The 16,539-nt window shown below is 69.5% G+C and carries 15 protein-coding genes; 8 read left to right on the top strand and 7 right to left on the bottom strand.

The features are described from left to right. Positions 1-37 precede the first annotated feature (37 nt). The 6 genes from DFR69_RS24385 (at position 38) to DFR69_RS24360 (ending at position 5,402) form a co-directional block, all read left to right on the top strand. Positions 38-583 (top strand): class I SAM-dependent methyltransferase, encoded by a 546-nt coding sequence (locus DFR69_RS24385; RefSeq protein ID WP_110039957.1) that lies wholly within the window; start codon positions 38-40, stop codon positions 581-583. A 10-nt stretch (positions 584-593) separates the two neighbouring features. Further along, on the top strand, positions 594-1,010 hold the full coding sequence (locus DFR69_RS24380; protein ID WP_110039956.1) for a MerR family transcriptional regulator: 417 nt from the start codon (positions 594-596) through the stop codon (positions 1,008-1,010). Between the two features lie 42 nt (positions 1,011-1,052). Continuing rightward, the gene (locus tag DFR69_RS24375) at positions 1,053-1,496 is read left to right on the top strand and encodes a helix-turn-helix transcriptional regulator (protein ID WP_110039955.1); all 444 of its coding nucleotides are present in this window, start codon (positions 1,053-1,055) and stop codon (positions 1,494-1,496) included. 10 nt (positions 1,497-1,506) lie between these two features. Then, entirely contained in the window at positions 1,507-1,917 is a 411-nt protein-coding gene (locus DFR69_RS24370) for a VOC family protein (protein ID WP_110040091.1), read from the top strand. 53 nt (positions 1,918-1,970) lie between these two features. Further along, positions 1,971-4,355, top strand: coding sequence for an ATP-binding cassette domain-containing protein (locus tag DFR69_RS24365; protein WP_110039954.1), 2,385 nt, complete (start codon positions 1,971-1,973; stop codon positions 4,353-4,355). A gap of 264 nt (positions 4,356-4,619) precedes the next feature. Then, positions 4,620-5,402, top strand: coding sequence for a carbonic anhydrase (locus DFR69_RS24360; protein ID WP_110039953.1), 783 nt, complete (start codon positions 4,620-4,622; stop codon positions 5,400-5,402). A gap of 12 nt (positions 5,403-5,414) precedes the next feature. On the opposite strand, the gene DFR69_RS24355 is transcribed toward DFR69_RS24360, so the two are convergent. After that, a complete protein-coding gene (locus tag DFR69_RS24355; RefSeq protein ID WP_110039952.1) occupies positions 5,415-6,005 on the bottom strand; it encodes a TetR/AcrR family transcriptional regulator in 591 nt (196 codons plus the stop codon). Between the two features lie 78 nt (positions 6,006-6,083). On the opposite strand from DFR69_RS24355, the gene DFR69_RS24350 reads away from it, so the two are divergent. Beyond that, on the top strand, positions 6,084-7,379 hold the full coding sequence (locus tag DFR69_RS24350) for a YhgE/Pip domain-containing protein (RefSeq protein ID WP_244198435.1): 1,296 nt from the start codon (positions 6,084-6,086) through the stop codon (positions 7,377-7,379). 39 nt (positions 7,380-7,418) lie between these two features. Then, positions 7,419-9,212, top strand: coding sequence for an AMP-dependent synthetase/ligase (locus DFR69_RS24345; protein WP_110039951.1), 1,794 nt, complete (start codon positions 7,419-7,421; stop codon positions 9,210-9,212). Between the two features lie 446 nt (positions 9,213-9,658). Here DFR69_RS24345 and DFR69_RS24340 read toward each other — a convergent pair whose 3' ends face one another. From DFR69_RS24340 to DFR69_RS24315, 6 genes are all read right to left on the bottom strand, one after another. After that, on the bottom strand, positions 9,659-10,015 hold the full coding sequence (locus DFR69_RS24340; RefSeq protein WP_110039950.1) for a hypothetical protein: 357 nt from the start codon (positions 10,013-10,015) through the stop codon (positions 9,659-9,661). Positions 10,016-10,526: 511 nt separating this feature from the next. Continuing rightward, positions 10,527-11,465: a sigma-70 family RNA polymerase sigma factor gene (locus tag DFR69_RS24335; protein WP_110039949.1), complete on the bottom strand. Its 939-nt coding sequence runs from the start codon at positions 11,463-11,465 to the stop codon at positions 10,527-10,529. A gap of 10 nt (positions 11,466-11,475) precedes the next feature. After that, positions 11,476-12,663, bottom strand: a complete 1,188-nt coding sequence (locus DFR69_RS24330; RefSeq protein WP_110039948.1) for an NAD(P)/FAD-dependent oxidoreductase — start codon at positions 12,661-12,663, stop codon at positions 11,476-11,478. A 79-nt stretch (positions 12,664-12,742) separates the two neighbouring features. Then, positions 12,743-13,792 (bottom strand): Gfo/Idh/MocA family protein, encoded by a 1,050-nt coding sequence (locus DFR69_RS24325; protein WP_110039947.1) that lies wholly within the window; start codon positions 13,790-13,792, stop codon positions 12,743-12,745. Positions 13,793-13,837: 45 nt separating this feature from the next. Beyond that, positions 13,838-14,806, bottom strand: coding sequence for an Acg family FMN-binding oxidoreductase (locus DFR69_RS24320; protein WP_110039946.1), 969 nt, complete (start codon positions 14,804-14,806; stop codon positions 13,838-13,840). Positions 14,807-15,065: 259 nt separating this feature from the next. Next, positions 15,066-16,298 carry a PucR family transcriptional regulator gene (locus DFR69_RS24315; RefSeq protein WP_167456387.1) on the bottom strand — a complete coding sequence of 411 codons (1,233 nt, stop codon included), beginning with the start codon at positions 16,296-16,298 and terminating at the stop codon, positions 15,066-15,068. Between the last annotated feature and the right edge of the window lie 241 nt (positions 16,299-16,539).

Below are 16,539 nucleotides of genomic sequence, written 5' to 3'. Positions count from 1 at the left end.
TTGACTTCAGGTCGACCTGAAGCGGCACCGTGAACCCATGACCACTTTCGACCACGCCGCGAGCCTCGGCTACGACCGCCGCGCCACCCGCCTGCTCGGCAGCCTCTACCGGCGCATCGCCGCCGACATCGACACCGCGACCGATCCCGGTGCCGCCGTCACCGACATCGGTACCGGGCCGGGACGGCTGCTGTCCCGCCTGGCCGAGCGCCGACCCGACCTGCGCCTGCACGGCATCGACCTGTCCCCGCACATGATCGAGATCGCCCACCGCAACCTCACCGGCCATCCGGTCGAGCTCGCCGTCGCCGACGTGCGCGAGCTGCCATACCCCGACGCAAGCCTCGACGTGGTCGTGTCCAGCCTGAGCATGCACGAATGGCCCGACCTCGACGCCGCCGCCCGTGAACTGCGCCGCGTCCTGGCACCCGGCGGCACACTCGCCGTCTACGACTTCCGCTTCGCCCGCACCGCCGCGAACCGACGCGCGCTGAGCGCGCACTTCGGCGCCGTGCGCCCCACCGCCGTCCGCCTGCCGTGGCATCCGCTCGCGATCGTCACCCGTTACCACGCCACCGCCTAGGCTTCGACGAATGACGGGCTCCCACTTCACGATCGGCGCGGCGGCGGCCCACTTCGGTCTCGGTGCCCACGTGCTGCGGCACTGGGAGGACTGCGGTCTGCTCAGCCCCGACCGCGACGCCGCGGGCCGCCGCCGCTATCGCGACACCGACCTCGACACCATCGCCATGATCGTCCTCGGCAAGAAGGCGGGCCTGTCCCTGGACGATCTGGCCCTGTTGTTCGCGGGGACACCCGACCGGGCCACCCGCACCCAGGTGTTGCGCGAACACCACACCCGCCTCACCGAACAGCTGGCCCGCACCAGGGCCGCCCTCGACGCGGTCGCCCACGTCCTCGACTGCGACGCCGAGGACTTCCGCAGCTGCCCGCACTTCCGCGCTCGGATCGCCGCCGCCCGCGGCGCCGACACGATCGCTGAGCGGTAACCGGGCTGGGCGAATCCGCCCCGTCATGAGACGATCACGCAGGTGACCAGCACACCGGACCGGCCCCAGCACCTCAGGGATCTCGCGCTGCTCCGGCGCGTGCGTGACCGGATCGACCGCGAATACGCCCAGCCCCTCGACGTCGAAGCGCTCGCCCGCGGCGTCCACCTCTCCGCGGGGCATCTGAGCAGGCAGTTCCGGGCCGCCTACGGCGAATCCGTGTACTCCTACCTGATGACCCGCCGCATCGAACGCGCCATGGCGCTGCTGCGGCGCGGCGACATGAGCGTCACCGAGGTGTGCTTCGCCGTCGGCTCGTCCTCGCTGGGTACCTTCAGCACCCGCTTCACCGAACTCGTCGGCGTGCCGCCCAGCGTCTACCGGCAGCAACAAGCCGAAGCCACCGAGGGCATGCCGTCGTGCGTGGCCAAGAAGGTGACCAGACCGATCAGGAATCGAGAAGCACCGACCATCAGCGGCCGTTAGCGTGGTCGCCATGAACATCACCATTCACCAGACCTACCTGCCCCACGACGACCCCGACGCCGCCCTCGCCTTCTACCGCGACGCGCTCGGGTTCGAGGTCCGCAACGATGTCGGCTACAACGGCCTGCGCTGGATCACCGTGGGCCCGGAGAACCAGCCCGACACCGCCATCGTGCTGCATCCGCCGGCCGCCGACCCCGGCATCACCGACGAGGAACGCCGCGTCATCACCGAGATGATGGCCAAGGGCACCTACGCCGGCGTCAACCTTGCCACCGAAGACCTCGACGGCCTCTTCGCCAAGCTCCAGGCCGGCGACATCGAGGTCGTGCAGGAACCCACCGACCAGCCCTACGGCGTGCGCGACTGCGCCTTCCGCGATCCCGCGGGCAACATGATCCGAATTCAGCAGGCCAAGTAAGTCGGACCCCGCCGCTACGATCGACCGGCGACGCCGAACGACCTAGGAGACCCATGAGCACGGCCACGAAAACCACCACCCCGACCGTGGAACCGGCCGACAGCCACGACCTGATCCGGGTACACGGCGCCCGGGTCAACAACCTGCGCGACATCAGCGTCGAGATCCCCAAGCGCAGGCTCACCGTGTTCACCGGCGTCTCCGGGTCCGGCAAGAGCTCGCTGGTCTTCGGCACCATCGCCGCGGAATCCCAGCGCCTGATCAACGAGACCTACAGCGCCTTCGTCCAGGGCTTCATGCCCACCCAGTCGCGCCCCGACGTCGACGTCCTCGAAGGCCTCACCACCGCCATCCTGGTCGACCAGTCCCGCCTCGGCGCCGACCCGCGCTCCACCGTCGGCACCGTCACCGACGCCAACGCGATGCTGCGCATCCTGTTCAGCCGCCTCGGCGACCCGCACATCGGCTCCTCCCAGGCGTTCTCCTTCAACGTCGCCTCCATCAGCGGGTCCGGTGCCGTCGCCGTGGAGAAGAACGGCGTCACCGTCAAGGAACGCCGCAGTTTCTCCATCACCGGCGGCATGTGTCCGACCTGCGAGGGCAAGGGCACCGTCAACGACATCGACCTCACCCAGCTCTACGACGAGAACAAATCCCTCGACGAGGGCCCGTTCACCATCCCCGGCTACAGCATGGACGGCTGGATGGGCCGCATCTACAAGGGCAGCGGCTTCTTCGACCCGGCCAAGCCGATCAAGAAGTACACCAAGAAGCAGCTCGCCGACCTGCTCTACAAGGAACCCACCAAGATCAAGGTCGACGGCATCAACCTCACCTACGAGGGCCTGATCCCCAAGATCCGCAAGTCCATGCTGTCCAAGGACGTCGAAGCGCTGCAGCCGCACGTGCGCGCCTTCGTCGAACGCGCCGTCACCTTCGGCACCTGCCCCGACTGCGACGGCACCCGCCTGTCCGCCGAGGCCCGCTCCTCCAAGATCGACGGCGTCAGCATCGCCGACGCCTGCGCCATGCAGATCACCGATCTCGCCGAATGGGTCAAGAGCGTCGAAGATCCCTCGGTCGCGCCGCTGCTGGAATCGCTGCGCCAGACCCTGGACTCCTTCGTCGAGATCGGCCTCGGCTACCTGTCGCTGTCGCGGCCCTCGGGCACGCTGTCCGGCGGTGAAGCCCAGCGCGTCAAGATGATCCGCCACCTCGGGTCCTCGCTCACCGACGTCACCTACGTCTTCGACGAGCCCACCGCCGGCCTGCACCCGCACGACATCCAGCGCATGAACGACCTGCTGCTGCGCCTGCGCGACAAGGGCAACACCGTGCTCGTCGTCGAACACAAGCCCGAGACCATCGTCATCGCCGACCACATCGTCGACCTCGGACCCGCCGCCGGTTCCAAGGGCGGCACCATCTGCTTCGAGGGCACCCTCGACGGCCTGCGTGCCAGCGACACCGTCACCGGCCGCCACTTCGACGACCGCGCCGCGGTCAAGGATGCGGTGCGCGAACCGAAGGGCGCGTTGAAGATCCGCGGCGCCAAGGCCAACAACCTGCGTGAGGTCGACGTCGACATCCCGCTCGGCGTGCTGGTCGCGATCACCGGTGTCGCCGGCTCCGGGAAGAGCTCGCTGGTGCACGGTTCCATCCCGATCGACGAGGGCGTCATCTCCGTCGACCAGGCCCCCATCAAGGGCTCGAGGCGCAGCAACCCCGCAACCTACACCGGCCTGCTCGACCACATCCGCAAGGCCTTCGCCAAGGCCACCGGGGCGAAGCCGGCCCTGTTCAGCGCCAATTCCGAAGGGGCGTGCCCGAACTGCAACGGCGCGGGCGTCGTCTACACCGACCTCGCCATGATGGCCGGGGTGTCCACGGTGTGCGAGGTGTGCGAGGGCAAGCGCTTCATGGCCGAGGTCCTCGACTACACCTTCGCGGGCAAGAACATCAGCGAGGTCCTGTCGATGCCCGTCGACGAGGCGCGGGAGTTCTTCGGCGAGGGGGAGGCCCGCACTCCAGCCGCGCACAAGATCCTCACCCACCTCACCGAGGTCGGCCTGGGCTATCTCACCATCGGGCAGCCGCTCACCACGCTGTCCGGCGGTGAGCGTCAGCGCCTGAAGCTGGCCACCCACATGGCCGACAAGGGCGGGGTCTACATCCTCGACGAGCCGACCACCGGCCTGCACCTCGCCGACGTCGAACAACTGCTCGGCCTGCTCGATCGCCTCGTCGACGCCGGGAAGTCCGTCATCGTCGTCGAACACCACCAGGCCGTCATGGCCCACGCCGACTGGATCATCGACCTCGGCCCCGGCGCCGGCCACGACGGCGGCCAGATCGTCTTCGAGGGCACCCCGGCCGATCTCGTCGCGGCCCGCTCCACCCTCACCGGCGAGCACCTCGCCGATTACGTCGGCGCCTGACCGGGCCGCCCCTCCCTCGGACGAAAGATCGCGGGGGAGGGGCACTCGATGTGACGCATCTCGCCGCCGTCACCCCTGGTACCGGCCGCGCCCACCGGCCTAGCCTGAGGTTCTCGCACGCGAAATCGCCTGCCCCAGAGGGATATTCGGTACGAATCGGACGTTCCAGAGTTGGTCGGTGCCGCGCTGATCTCGCGTGCGCCGAGAGCGTGACCGCCCGCGACCGGGGCCGGCCGCGCAGCCCTGGACCGAGGAGTCGCGCCGGTGTCGCATCGAACCGTACTGAACCGCCGAGGGGCGCTGGCCGCCCTCGCCCTGCTCGCCGTCGCCGGGTGTGGTGGCGCCGATCCCGCCGCCGGCCCCGCGCACTGGGACTACGATCGCGAAGGCCCCGACCACTGGGCCGATCTCGACAAGCAGTACGCGACCTGCCGAAACGGCCACGCCCAATCGCCCGTCGACCTTCCCGGCGCCACGGAGACGCACACCGCCGACCACATCGAGATCGACTACCGGCCGATCCCGACCGCCGCCCTCACCAACAACGGCCATGCCGTCCAAGCCGACGTGCCCGCGGACTCCGGCAACCGGATCATCGTGGACGGCACCCCGTTCTCGTTGCGCCAGTACCACTTCCACCTACCCAGCGAGCACACCGTCGACGGCGCCGAGGCCGCCATGGAACTGCACCTCGTGCACGCCGACCAGGCCGGACGCCTCGCGGTGCTCGCGGTGCTGCTGCGCGCGCAGACCGACCCGGCCCCACTCACCGCAGTCCTCACCGCCGCCCCCGACCGGGTCGGCGCCACCAGGACGCTCAGCAACATCTATCCGCGTGCCTTCCTGCCGGACAACCGCACCCACTTCCGCTACGAAGGCTCGCTGACCACCCCGCCGTGCACCGAGGGCGTCGCCTGGATCGTCCTGCGCGACCCCAGCCCGGTCGCCTTCACCGATGTCGACCGCTACCGCGCACTGTTCCCGCACAGCAACCGCCCCACCCAACCCCGCTACGACCGCCCGATCATCCTCGCGGGCACCAACTGACACGGACACCGCTCAGGAGCGGGGGAGTAGGCCCAGGGTGAGGTGGCCGACGAGGTCGTCGAGGAGTTGTTCGGAGTCGTAGTCGGCGGTGTAGCCCGAGCCGATGAAGGCGGCCAGGCCCTGCAGGGCCGCCATCGCGGTGACGCCGAGGCGCCGGGGATCGCCGGGGACGATCTCGCCGGCCGCCTGACCCTCGGCGATGAGGGCGATCGGGACGGCGAAAGCGCGGTCGGCGGCCTCCTGGATCTCCGTCGCGGTGGAGGCCTGCCTGCGCGCGAACATCAGGGGCAGCAGTTCCGGATTGTCCACGGCGAAGCGCAGATACGCGCGGGCCAGGGTCTGCAGGCGGGTCGCGATCGGGCCGTCGGTCGCGGCCTGTTCGAAGCACTCACCGAGCCGCTCCAGCCCGGTGACGGCCAGGGCATCCAGGAGGGCCTGCTTGTCGCGGAAATGCCTGCTCGGCGCCGCGTGACTGACGCCGGTGTCGCGGGCCAGCTGACGTAGCGACAACCCGTCCGCGCCGACGACGCGCAACGCCTTCTCGGCGTGCTGCAGCAGGGCGGCGCGGAGGTCTCCGTGGTGATAGCGCGAGTGCAGGGACATGGTGCAAGCAGGATATCCGACACGCGGCGAATGTTTGCATTGACTACTTTGTAGTCGCTGACTACATTGACCAGTGCCATGACAGACAACACGCCGCAGCGCAGCATGCCCCTGCGCGCCTGGTTCGCCCCCATCACGCTCGTCACCGTGCTGGCCGCGCTCCTGGGAACCATGTACCTCGGCTACACCGCCGACCCCGAGAAGCACCTGCACGACTTCCCGATCGCCATGGTCAACCAGGACGTCGGCGACACCCTCGCCGGCACACCCACCAACCTCGGCGACCAGATCACCACCGCGCTGGGGGAGAACATCCCCGCCGACAAGATCGACCTGCGCCCCCTCGGCCTCAACGAAGCCCAGCGGCAGCTGCAGAACGGCGAGGTCTACGGCGCGATCGTCATCCCCGGCGACTTCACCAAACGCGTCGCCATCCTCGGCGCCGCCTCGATCGTCCCCGGCGACGTCGAACGCCCGATCATCACCGTGCAGACCAACCCGCGCGCGGGCACCCTCGCCGCCCAGATCATGCAGACCATCGCCGACCAGGCCATGACCCAGGTCAACACCACCGTCGGCACCCAGCTCACCGAGCAGGTCGGCGCTGCCGTCGGCGCCACGCCGCTCAGCGGCGCCGCGCGACTGCAGCTCAGCCAGCCCATCGACGTCGTCGTCACCGCTTACCACCCGCTGCCCGAAGGCACCGGCCAAGGCCTGGCCGCGTTCTTCTACACCCTCGTCCTGCTGATCGTCGGCTTCAGCGGCGCGATGATGATCAACTCCCTCGTCGACGGCTCCCTCGGCTTCGTCCCCGCCGAATACGGGCCGTGGCACAAACCGACCACACCCGCCAAGATCAGCCGCTGGCGGACCCTGCTCATCAAGTGGGGGATCGCCGCCATCAGCGCACCCCTGGCCTCCGCCGCCTTCCTCGCGGTCGGCGCACTGCTCGACATGTCGATCGAACGACCCCTGCTGCTGTTCCTCTACGGCACCCTGGCGATCATCGCCATCGCGGTCACCGGCCTGTCGGTGATGGCCGCCTTCGGCACCGCCGGACTGATGATCAACCTCATCGTGTTCGTCGTCCTCGGCATCCCCTCGTCCTCGGGCACCATCCCGCTGGAAGCCACCCCGCGCTGGATCGCCGACCTGGCCGTGTTCGAACCCATGCACCAGATCTACCTCGCCGTGCGCGCCATCCTGTTCTTCGACGGCCGCCTCGAAGCCGGTCTGAGCCAGGGCCTCTGGATGACCCTGCTCGGCCTCGCGATCGGCCTGGTGCTCGGCGCCGTCGCCACCCACACCTACGACCTGCGCGGCCTGTACCGCCTCGGTCTGGACCACCGCCGCGAGCTGGCGACCGCGCGGTAGCGCACCCACCGACTAATCACCCCACGTGGAAGGGCACTGATGCGCGAGTTCGAAGCCCCGGCTTCCTACACCATTCCGGAACACGCGAACAATTCCGACAGCGTGTTCCGGCACGCGGAGCAGACCCCGGACACGGTGCTGTTCCAGGTCGCGACCGACCACGGCGACCTGGCCGACGTCACCGCCGCCGAGTTCGCCCGCACGGTCACCGGGGTCGCCAGGGGCCTCATCGCCTCGGGCATCGCCTTCGGCGACCGGGTCGCCATCATGGCGCCCACCCGGTACGAGTGGATCGTGCTCGACCACGCCATCTGGGCCGCGGGCGGCTGCACCGTCGCCATCTACGACAGCTCCGCCGCCGAACAGGCCAGGTGGATCCTGCAGGACTCCGCCACCCAGCTGCTCGTCGTCGACAGCGACAAGCACCGCGCGATCATCGACCAGATCCCCCTCGACGACCTGCCAGCCCTGCGCGAGATCCTGCAGATCGACCAGGACATGATCGGCGAACTCACCCGGCGCGGCGCCGACCTCGACGACAACGCCGTGCACACGCGCCGCGCCGAGGTCGGCGCGAGCTCGCCCGCCACCCTCATCTACACCTCCGGCACGACAGGCCGCCCCAAAGGCGTCCTGCTCACCCACGCGAACCTCTACGCGGAGTCGAAATCCGACCGCATCGCCCTGAGCGATTTCGTCACCGACGGCAACAAGACCCTCATGTTCCTGCCGCTCGCGCACGTCTTCGCGCGGGCGGTCACCCTGGCCGCTCTCGACGCCAAGGTCGTCGTCGCGTTCAGCTCGGACTGGTCCACCCTCGTCGATCAGTTCGGCAGTTTCCGGCCGCATTTCATCCTGGCCGTGCCGCGCGTCTTCGAGAAGGTCTTCCACGGCGCCAAGCAGAAGGCGCACGCGGGCGGCAAGGGCTGGATCTTCGACCGCGCGACCGAGGCCGCGATCGCCTGGAGCGAGGCACTGGACCACGGCGGGCCCGGCCTCCTGCGCAGACTCGAGCACGCCCTGTTCGACAAGCTCGTGTACGGGCAGCTGCGCGCCGCGCTCGGCGGCCAGTGCACGGCCGCGGTCTCCGGCGGCGGACCGCTCGGCGCCCGGCTCGGCCATTTCTTCCGCGGCGTCGGCGTCCCGATCTACGAGGGCTACGGCCTCACCGAGACGACCGCGGCGATCACCGTGAACACGCCGGGCAACACCCGGGTCGGCACGGTCGGCCGCCCGACCGAGGGCCACGCCATCCGCATCGCCGACGACGGCGAACTGCTGCTGCGCGGACCCGTGGTCTTCGGCGAGTACTGGCAGAACCCCGACGCCACCGCGGCGGCCTTCACCGACGGCTGGTTCCGTACCGGCGATCTCGGAGCCATCGACCGTGACGGCTACCTGACAATCACCGGCCGCAAGAAGGAGATCCTGGTGACCGCCGGCGGCAAGAATGTCTCACCGGGCCTGCTCGAGGACGCACTGCGCGCGCATCCGCTGATCGGCCAGGCGATGGTGGTCGGCGACGGTCGCCCCTTCATCGGAGCACTGCTCACACTCGATCCAGAGGTGGTTCCCGACTGGGCGCAGCGGCACGGACTGCCGGCGGGCACACCGCTGGAGACGCTGATCGAGCACCCGGATCTCGTCGCGGAGATCGACGCCGCCGTCGCCGAAACGAACAAGTCGGTGTCCCGTGCGGAGGCCGTCAAGAAGGTTCGAATCCTTCCGGTCGACTGGACCGAGGCGACCGGTGAGCTGACCCCGAAGCTGTCGCTGCGGCGGGCGGAGGTCATGAAGAAGTACGCGGAGGACGTGGAGAAGGTGTATTCCTGAGACCCCGCGCCAACCCCTCGTTTTGTCACAGTGACAAAACGAGGGGTTGGGGAAGTGGAGGGGGAGTGCGCCCTGGAGTCGGGCGAGCCTCGGGGAGTGTCACCGAGCCGCGCCGACGAGGGCTGTACGGGCCGTCTAGGCATTCTTGCAGAGAGTCGAGAACTCGCCACAGCGAGCCCGCGCCTCACGTGGATGATGTTCCGAGGTTCCGCGGGACGGAACAATGCAGACGGGCGTGCGCTGACGGCGCGCGGTCGATGCGGAGTTGAGGACCCGAACAGGCATGGGGCGCAACGTCGCACACGATGCAGGAACATGCTGCCAAACCCCTCACGACCGGCCGCGTTCAAACGCCGATAATGCACATTATGTCAAGTAACGCCCGCAGAAGGTCGGCACCGCGCACAACCCCGCTACCCCGCAGCGAAGATCCGCGAGGGGCTGGATCAGCGTGGTGTCAGCGTGATGGCGCCGATCTCCACGCCGCCGAAGAATGCCGGACCCGAGTAGCCGCCGCGCCCGTCGCTGTGCATCACCACCCGATGGCCGGGAAAGATATCCACGTAGCCGCCGTCGGGCGTCGAATGAATCGGATAACGGCCGATCAGCACCAGTTCCCCACCCTCCACACGGGCATCACGTTGCAGGAGCACGACGCCGCCCGACCATGTCGTCGACGTATAGGGACCGGGCTCGACCTCGGCGACAGCTTGCCCGGCCGCACCGAAAAGGACGGCCGAACCCACGGCCACGGCAATCGCTGCGGTCCGGATCATCGCTGGTCCGGTGGCGCGTATGGACATCGTCGTCTCCTGTCGCCTCGGGCTACTGATTGTACGCCCGTCGGCGCGGTCCGACCCGGTCGAATGTTCAGCCGATCTTCGGTCTACACCTGACCATTGGTGGCGCCGGAATGTACGCCACCAAAAGTCATAATGTGCGGTCGACTCAGATGAAGAAATTGAAGATGGCACTCGCGAGCCACTGGAAGAAGTCCACGACCATTTTACTCACCTCCCTTCCGCTCAATCCGCCGCCGCCCGGATCCCCCACTAGTTAGGCGACGAAAAGGTGGTTGCACTAGGTGATATCGGAATTCCCCACGAAACGTTAGCGGAAACGTTGCTGTTCACAGCGTCAGCAGCTGGCCACTCGGCGACGGCCGTAGATCGCCACCCATCCACCGGGGCGGTGTCAACGAATGCATGTCAGGCGGGTCGGTAAGTACTTTCCATGTACCCACAACACTCCCCCGTGGCCGACCCGCCTACCCCATTTTCTCGAATTTCAAACCTATTGTTTTCGGCTGCCGGGTCACCATGCGGCGACGATCGGCGCCTCGTGATCTCGTCGCTGCCATTCGGCCCCCAGGCGGGCAATTCGACCGGGCCCGGCAATTCCCCGCACCTCCGCGATCTTCTCGCCCCGGATATCCAGGACCGCGATGCCGAGGACCCGGCCCTCGAGGGTGAAGAGCATGGCCGGGCTGCCGTTGACCACGGCGGCGTGAATGGCCGGCGCCCCGCCGGCGAGCTGGTACTTGGCCGGGGACGGCTTCAACCCCGCGCGGACCGCGCTCGCCAGCCGCCGCGGCGTCGGGAACCGGATGAACGGGTCGGCCAGTCCCCCGACCCCGTCGGACAACCCGGTCGCGTCATCGGTCAGCAGGGCCACCAAGCGTTCGGTGCGTCCCGACGAGGCGGCATCGACGAACGCCTCCACCACGCGACGGGCGGCGGCGCGATCGGCGGGTGTGGTGATGCGGGCCGCGGCGATGCGCCGTTTGGCGCGGTGCGTGTGCTGCTGACTGCTCGACACGGAGATCCCGAGGATGTCCGCGATCTCGGCATGGCTGTAGGCGAAGGCTTCGTGCAGGACGTAGGCCGCGCGTTCGACCGGCGAGAGACGTTCCATGAGGGTGAGCACGGCCAACGTCACCGATTCGCGCTGCTCGGCGGTGTCGGCAGGCCCGAGCAGCGGATCGCCCTCGAGGAGCGGCTCGGGCATCCAGGTGCCGACCGCGCGTTCGTGCCGAGCCTTCGCCGAGCGGAGCCGGTCCAGCGCCAGATTGGTGACGATCTTGGTCAGCCAGGCCTCCGGGACGTCGACATACGCGCGGTCGGCGGCGTGCCACCGCAGGAACGCGTCCTGCACGGTGTCCTCGGCGTCGGCCGCCGAACCGAGCAGGCGGTAGGCGATCGAGGCCAGCCGCGTCCGGCTGGCCTCGAATCGGGTGACGGCGGCAAGATCCATGGGCCCGAATCTATCCGGCGACCAGCCCGGGCACCTGCGGCCGGCTCACGGAACGGTAGTTGTGGCCGGGCCTGCCGAAGGTGGGATGGCGCAGACTCCACGCGGCGGTGTCGAGGATGGTGGTCTTCACGCGGGCGGCGGTTCGTCCGCACAGGGCCCACGACCGGGCGTGCGCGTCGCTGTCGACCAACTGGAAGATCCCGTCCTTGCGGCCGAGGCTTATGTGGTTGCCGACGTAGGGCTGTGCGTTGGTCGCGATGTCGCGGCCGGTGCGATCGCCGATGATCGCGCCCACTGCCTGCATGCTCGTCGATCCTGCGGACGCGCACGACATGGGCAGCGGGCGGCCGTTGTCGCCGACGACGAACGCGCTGTCCCCGGCGACGTAGACGTCGGGATGCGAGACCGATCGCATCTGGCGGTCGACGACGATCTGCCCGTTGGGTCGCACCTCGAGGCCGCTGGCCGCCGCGATCGGGTGGACGGCGAATCCGGCGGCCCACACGACGGCGTCGGCGGCGAATCCCGTGCCGTCCGCGGTGATCGCGGCGGTCGCGTCCACCTGGTCGATGGTGGTGTGTTCGTGGACGGTGACGCCGAGCCGGTCGAAGGCGCGGAACAGGTGCCGTCGGGCTTTCGGGCCGAGCCAGCCACCGGCTTCGCCCCGGGTGGCCAGACCCACGCGCAGGTGCGGGTGGGCTTCGGCGATCTCGGTGACGGCTTCGATCGCGGTGAGGTTGCCGCCGACCACCAGGACGGTGCCGTCCTCCCCCAGTTCGCTCAGCCGCCGGCGCAGGCGCAGCGCGGCCGGGCGCGCGGCGACGTGGAAGGCGTGTTCGGCGACGCCGTGGACCTGGTCGACGGCGGCGGTGCTGCCGAGCGCGTACAGCAGGGTGTCGTAGTGGATGTGGTCGACACCGGAGTCGTCGACGACGGTGACGCTGTGGCCCGCGGGGTCGATGTCGCTGACGCGGGCCACCCGCAGCCGGATGCCGGTGCCGGCGAAGATGTCGGTCAGCGGCCGGTGGCGGAGGTCCTGTCCGGCGGCGAGTTGGTGCAGGCGCAACCGTTCGACGAAGTCGGGTTCGGCGTTGACGACGGTGAGCTCGAAATCGTCCGCATGGAGTTGCCTGGCCAGGTATCCGGCGGAGAAGGCTCCGGCGTATCCGGCGCCGAGGATGACGATGCGGTGCTTCATGGTTCGCTCCTGTCTGGTTCGCGTGTCCCTTGAACGGGACAGCGCGCGAATTCCTGACAGGCGCGGTGAGTGAGGTGGGTCACAGCTCGGGCATGCGCACCGGGCGTGACCCTTCCCGGAGGGAGCGGGCGCCGGCGACGCCGACGAGGGAGGCGGCGACGGCCGGGCCGACGGGGACCAGCGGCGCGGCGCCGTGTTCGACGGTCGCCCGGAAGCCCTCGAGGATGCGGACCGTGCCGACAGCTTTCGGCTCGACGGGTGTGCCGTCGGGCAGGGTGACCGCTTTCGGCGCGCGTTCTTCGTCGCGGACGACACCGTCGGGGGCGGTCCAGGCTTCTTTGCGGACCCGCACCGACCACGCGCGCTCCCCCGGCGCCCGCAGTGACTCGGCGATTCCCTCGCTGCCACGGACCGAGACCCAGCTCCAGTGGCTGTCGGGTTCGCCCTGCAGGAAGCCGTGGCGGGCGATGGCCAGTCCCCCGCCGCTGAGCCGGACCACCAGGACCGCGGCGGTGCGCGCGTCGGTGGTGTCGACGAGGAAGGCGCTGACCTCGGTCGGTTGTTCGCCGGTGAGCGCCAGGATCGGAGACAGGGTGTGGGTGCAGTAGGCGGTGGGTGCGATGCGGCCGCGCCAGTGGGCGGGGTCGCCGATCAGGCCGGCGACGTCCTCGGGTGACATGCCGTGCAGGTAGTCGGCTTCGATGAGGGTGACGCGGCCGATCTCCCGGTTGTCGACGGCGGCGCGGAGGAGTTCGACGTGTGGGTGGAAGACGTAGTTCTCGGCGAAGGAGTAGGTGGCGGTGGAGCGCCGCTCGGCCGCGAGCAGTGCTTTCGCCTGGTCCTCGTCGGCGCAGGCGGCGGCTTCGGAGAGCACGTGGACGCCGCGGTCGAGGAAGGCGATGGCCAGGGGTGCGTGCTCGTCGAAGTCGTTGGCGAGGACGACCCCGTCGAGGTCGAGGTCCAGCAGGGCGGTCCAGTCCTCGTGGAGGTCGGCACCTGGGAGGGCGGCGGCCGCGTCGGTGCGGCGTTGTGCGTCGCGGTCGCAGCCCGCGACGACGTCGATGCCCAGCCGCCGGCTCCACGACGCCAGGTACAGGCCCATTCCCAGTCCGACCACTCCGATGCGCATGGTGACAGGTCTAGACACGGGGTCTGTCGGGCGTCAACCGATTTCTCAGGCCACGAGGACGTCGGTGACCGGTCGACGTGGCGTGGATTCCAGCGGCGTGGCCGCGAACGGCATGACGCCGAGGCGGATCATGACGTGCGGGTAGGCGCATTCGCGCAGGACGGTCGCCCGGATCTGGTCGCGGAGGTCGAGCATGCCGAGGGGTTCGGACTGCAGGCTGGTGGCGAGGCCGCGGTAGGTGGCTTGCAGCAGCATGGCGCTGGTCGCTTCGCCGGCGCGGAGCTGGGCGAGGCGGTCGTCGCGGGGCGTGCAGACCACGAGCCAGTGCGCCGAGTCGGGGCCGTCGGTGAATTCGGCGAGTTCGGTGCCGGCGAAGACCCGCATGGGGATTTCCTCGGGTGATCGGGCGGCGGGCGCGTTCCTGGCGGGGACGCCGTAGGTGGCGCCGTGGCAGCCGCTCCATGCGGCCAGTTCGGCCTGGTAGGCGGCGTCGGTGGCGTGGCGGTCGGCGGCGCGGCGCATGGGGGCGGCGAGCTGGGTGATCAGCGGGTCGGGCACGTGCCGGGCCGCGGTGCCGTATCGGGCGGCGCAGCGGGTGATGGCGCGGAGGTCGGTGGTGGGGATGGGCAGGCCCGGGTAGCGGCGCCGGTCGGACTGGCGGACGTGGATGGCGGCGGCCAGCCGGATGTCGAGGTCGGTGGGCGGCTGGGGGGTGAAACCGAGGGTGGCGAGGTGGTCGGGGCGCGCCGGGTCGGGCATGCGGGCGATGTCGGCGCGCCAGCCGAGCATGGCGAACGCGACCTCGAGGTGGTTGAGCGCGGCACCGCAGCTGACCAGGAGGGCGCGGGCGCGGGGGTCGGTCGCGGTGAGCTGGCGGCCGAAGTCGGCGTACAGGTCGACCCGGCCCCGCGTGATCTTCCAGCGCCAGGGCTGGGAGTTGTGGACCGAGGGTGCGCGGACGGCCAGCTCCAGTGCGTCGTGGCACGTGGCGGTGCTCGGCGCGGTGTGTGGCATAGGGGCGGACTTCCCGGTGGTGGTGGTATGGACGCTTCTCGACTGTAGGTGGCCTGTCTGTGTATGCACCACATCGTGTGCTTCGTGATGTGCCGGTGACCTGGCGTGATGCCGTTCGCCCGTGGTGTTTCCGGCCCGTCAGCGGCCGGATTTCGCCGGTGCGGCGCGGGGTGCTGGTGGCGTGGTCAGTGGCGAATCTCGCACCTCGAGACTTTTTCGTGATACTCGATACTGTGCGTCACGCACAAACCGGCGGGGCTCAGATTTGTCGGGTGAGGACCTGGCGGTACCACCGGCAGACGCCGAGGGCGAAGCGCAGTTCGAAGGTGTCGGTGTCGAGGGCGATGCCGTAGCGGCCGGTGAGCTGCTGGATGCGGTACTGGACGGTGTTGCGGTGCACGTCGAGCGCGCGGGCGGTGCGGGAGTAGCTGGCGCCTTCGGCGAGGAACACCTCGAGGGTGTGGCGCAGGAGCGCGGCCTTGGGGGTGTCGGCGGCGAGTGGGCCGAGGACGCGGTGGGCCAGGTCGGCGAGTTCGTCGGGGTCGTCGGCGAGCAGCGCGAAGGGGGCGACGGTGTCGTAGCCGGTGACGACCGGTGCGGTGGCGCCCGCCGACGCGACGAGCGCTTTGGCGCGGGCGGCGCCGCGCGCGGTGCGCCGGAAGCCGTCGAGGCCGGTGCCGACGGGTCCGATGACGATCCGCACGGGCAGGCCGGCGGTGGTGATCCGGTCGGTGAGCCGGGCCGGGTCGAGGTGCAGGCCGGGGTCGGTGGGGAACCAGATCCGCAGCGCGCGGTCGCCTGTGGTGGCGACCAGTTCGGCGCCGCCGGAACGCATCTCGGTGGCGAGCAGTCTGCGGGTCTGGTCGAGGGCGCGGACGGTGTCGGCGGCCTCGGGGGTCGTCCACACTTCGGTGGCGAGGTGGTGCTGGTCGAGGCGGTAGTTCAGCGCGGCCTCGGCGGCGGCGAGGTCGACGTCGTCGCTGTCGAGCAGCCGGGTGATCCACTGTTGGCGGGCGGCGTGGCGGCTGCTGAGCCACCGGTCGCGTTCGGCTTCGTAGATGCGGCCCATCGAGGAGTTGAGGCGATCGAGGTAGGTGCCCGCGAACTTCAGGAGTTCGGCGATCCGGGTGGCGTGATCGGGTCCGGGGACGGCCAGGATCAAGCCGATCGCGGTGTCGAGCAGGCGGTACTGGCCGAGTCCGTAGGCGCGCAGCAGGACGGTGAGGGGCACGCCGCGGCGGGCGAGCCGCTGGGCGTAGGCGGCGGCGCCCGCGGGTGGGGTGATGGTGGCGGGGTCGATGTTGTTGGCCAGGACGTATTGGACGAGGGCGATGTTCTCTGCGATGCTGGCTGCCCGCATCTCGGCGAGGTCGAAGGCGAGGTCGGTGACGGGGATGAGTTGTTCGGTCACCCGGATGAGGTCCTCGGTGACGGTCTCGGTGAGAGGGCCGAGCGCTTGGCCGACCCACACCAGTGATCCGTATGCCGCCACCGGCCCGCTCCGTTCCTTGCACAAATTCCGTCCGCGACATTGTGTCATGCGCACAAATTTCGGTGGAGGGCTTGCCTGGGAGCGGGGTTGCCCGCCGATTGTGTGGTCTTGACACCGCAACCTGTGGTGTCATGGTCGCCGAACGCCCCGAGATCGACTCCTTTCAGCTTGTTCGACCTGGTCCACCCCCGGTAGGCCCAGAATCCGACAGGGTTCATGGATCATCACGACACCGTGGGCC

The organism is Nocardia neocaledoniensis (assembly GCF_003182135.1).
GTDB classification, from domain to species: domain Bacteria; phylum Actinomycetota; class Actinomycetes; order Mycobacteriales; family Mycobacteriaceae; genus Nocardia; species Nocardia neocaledoniensis.
The sequence above is the reverse complement of the archived record's forward strand: the minus strand, read 5'-3'. Positions and strand labels throughout refer to the sequence as shown.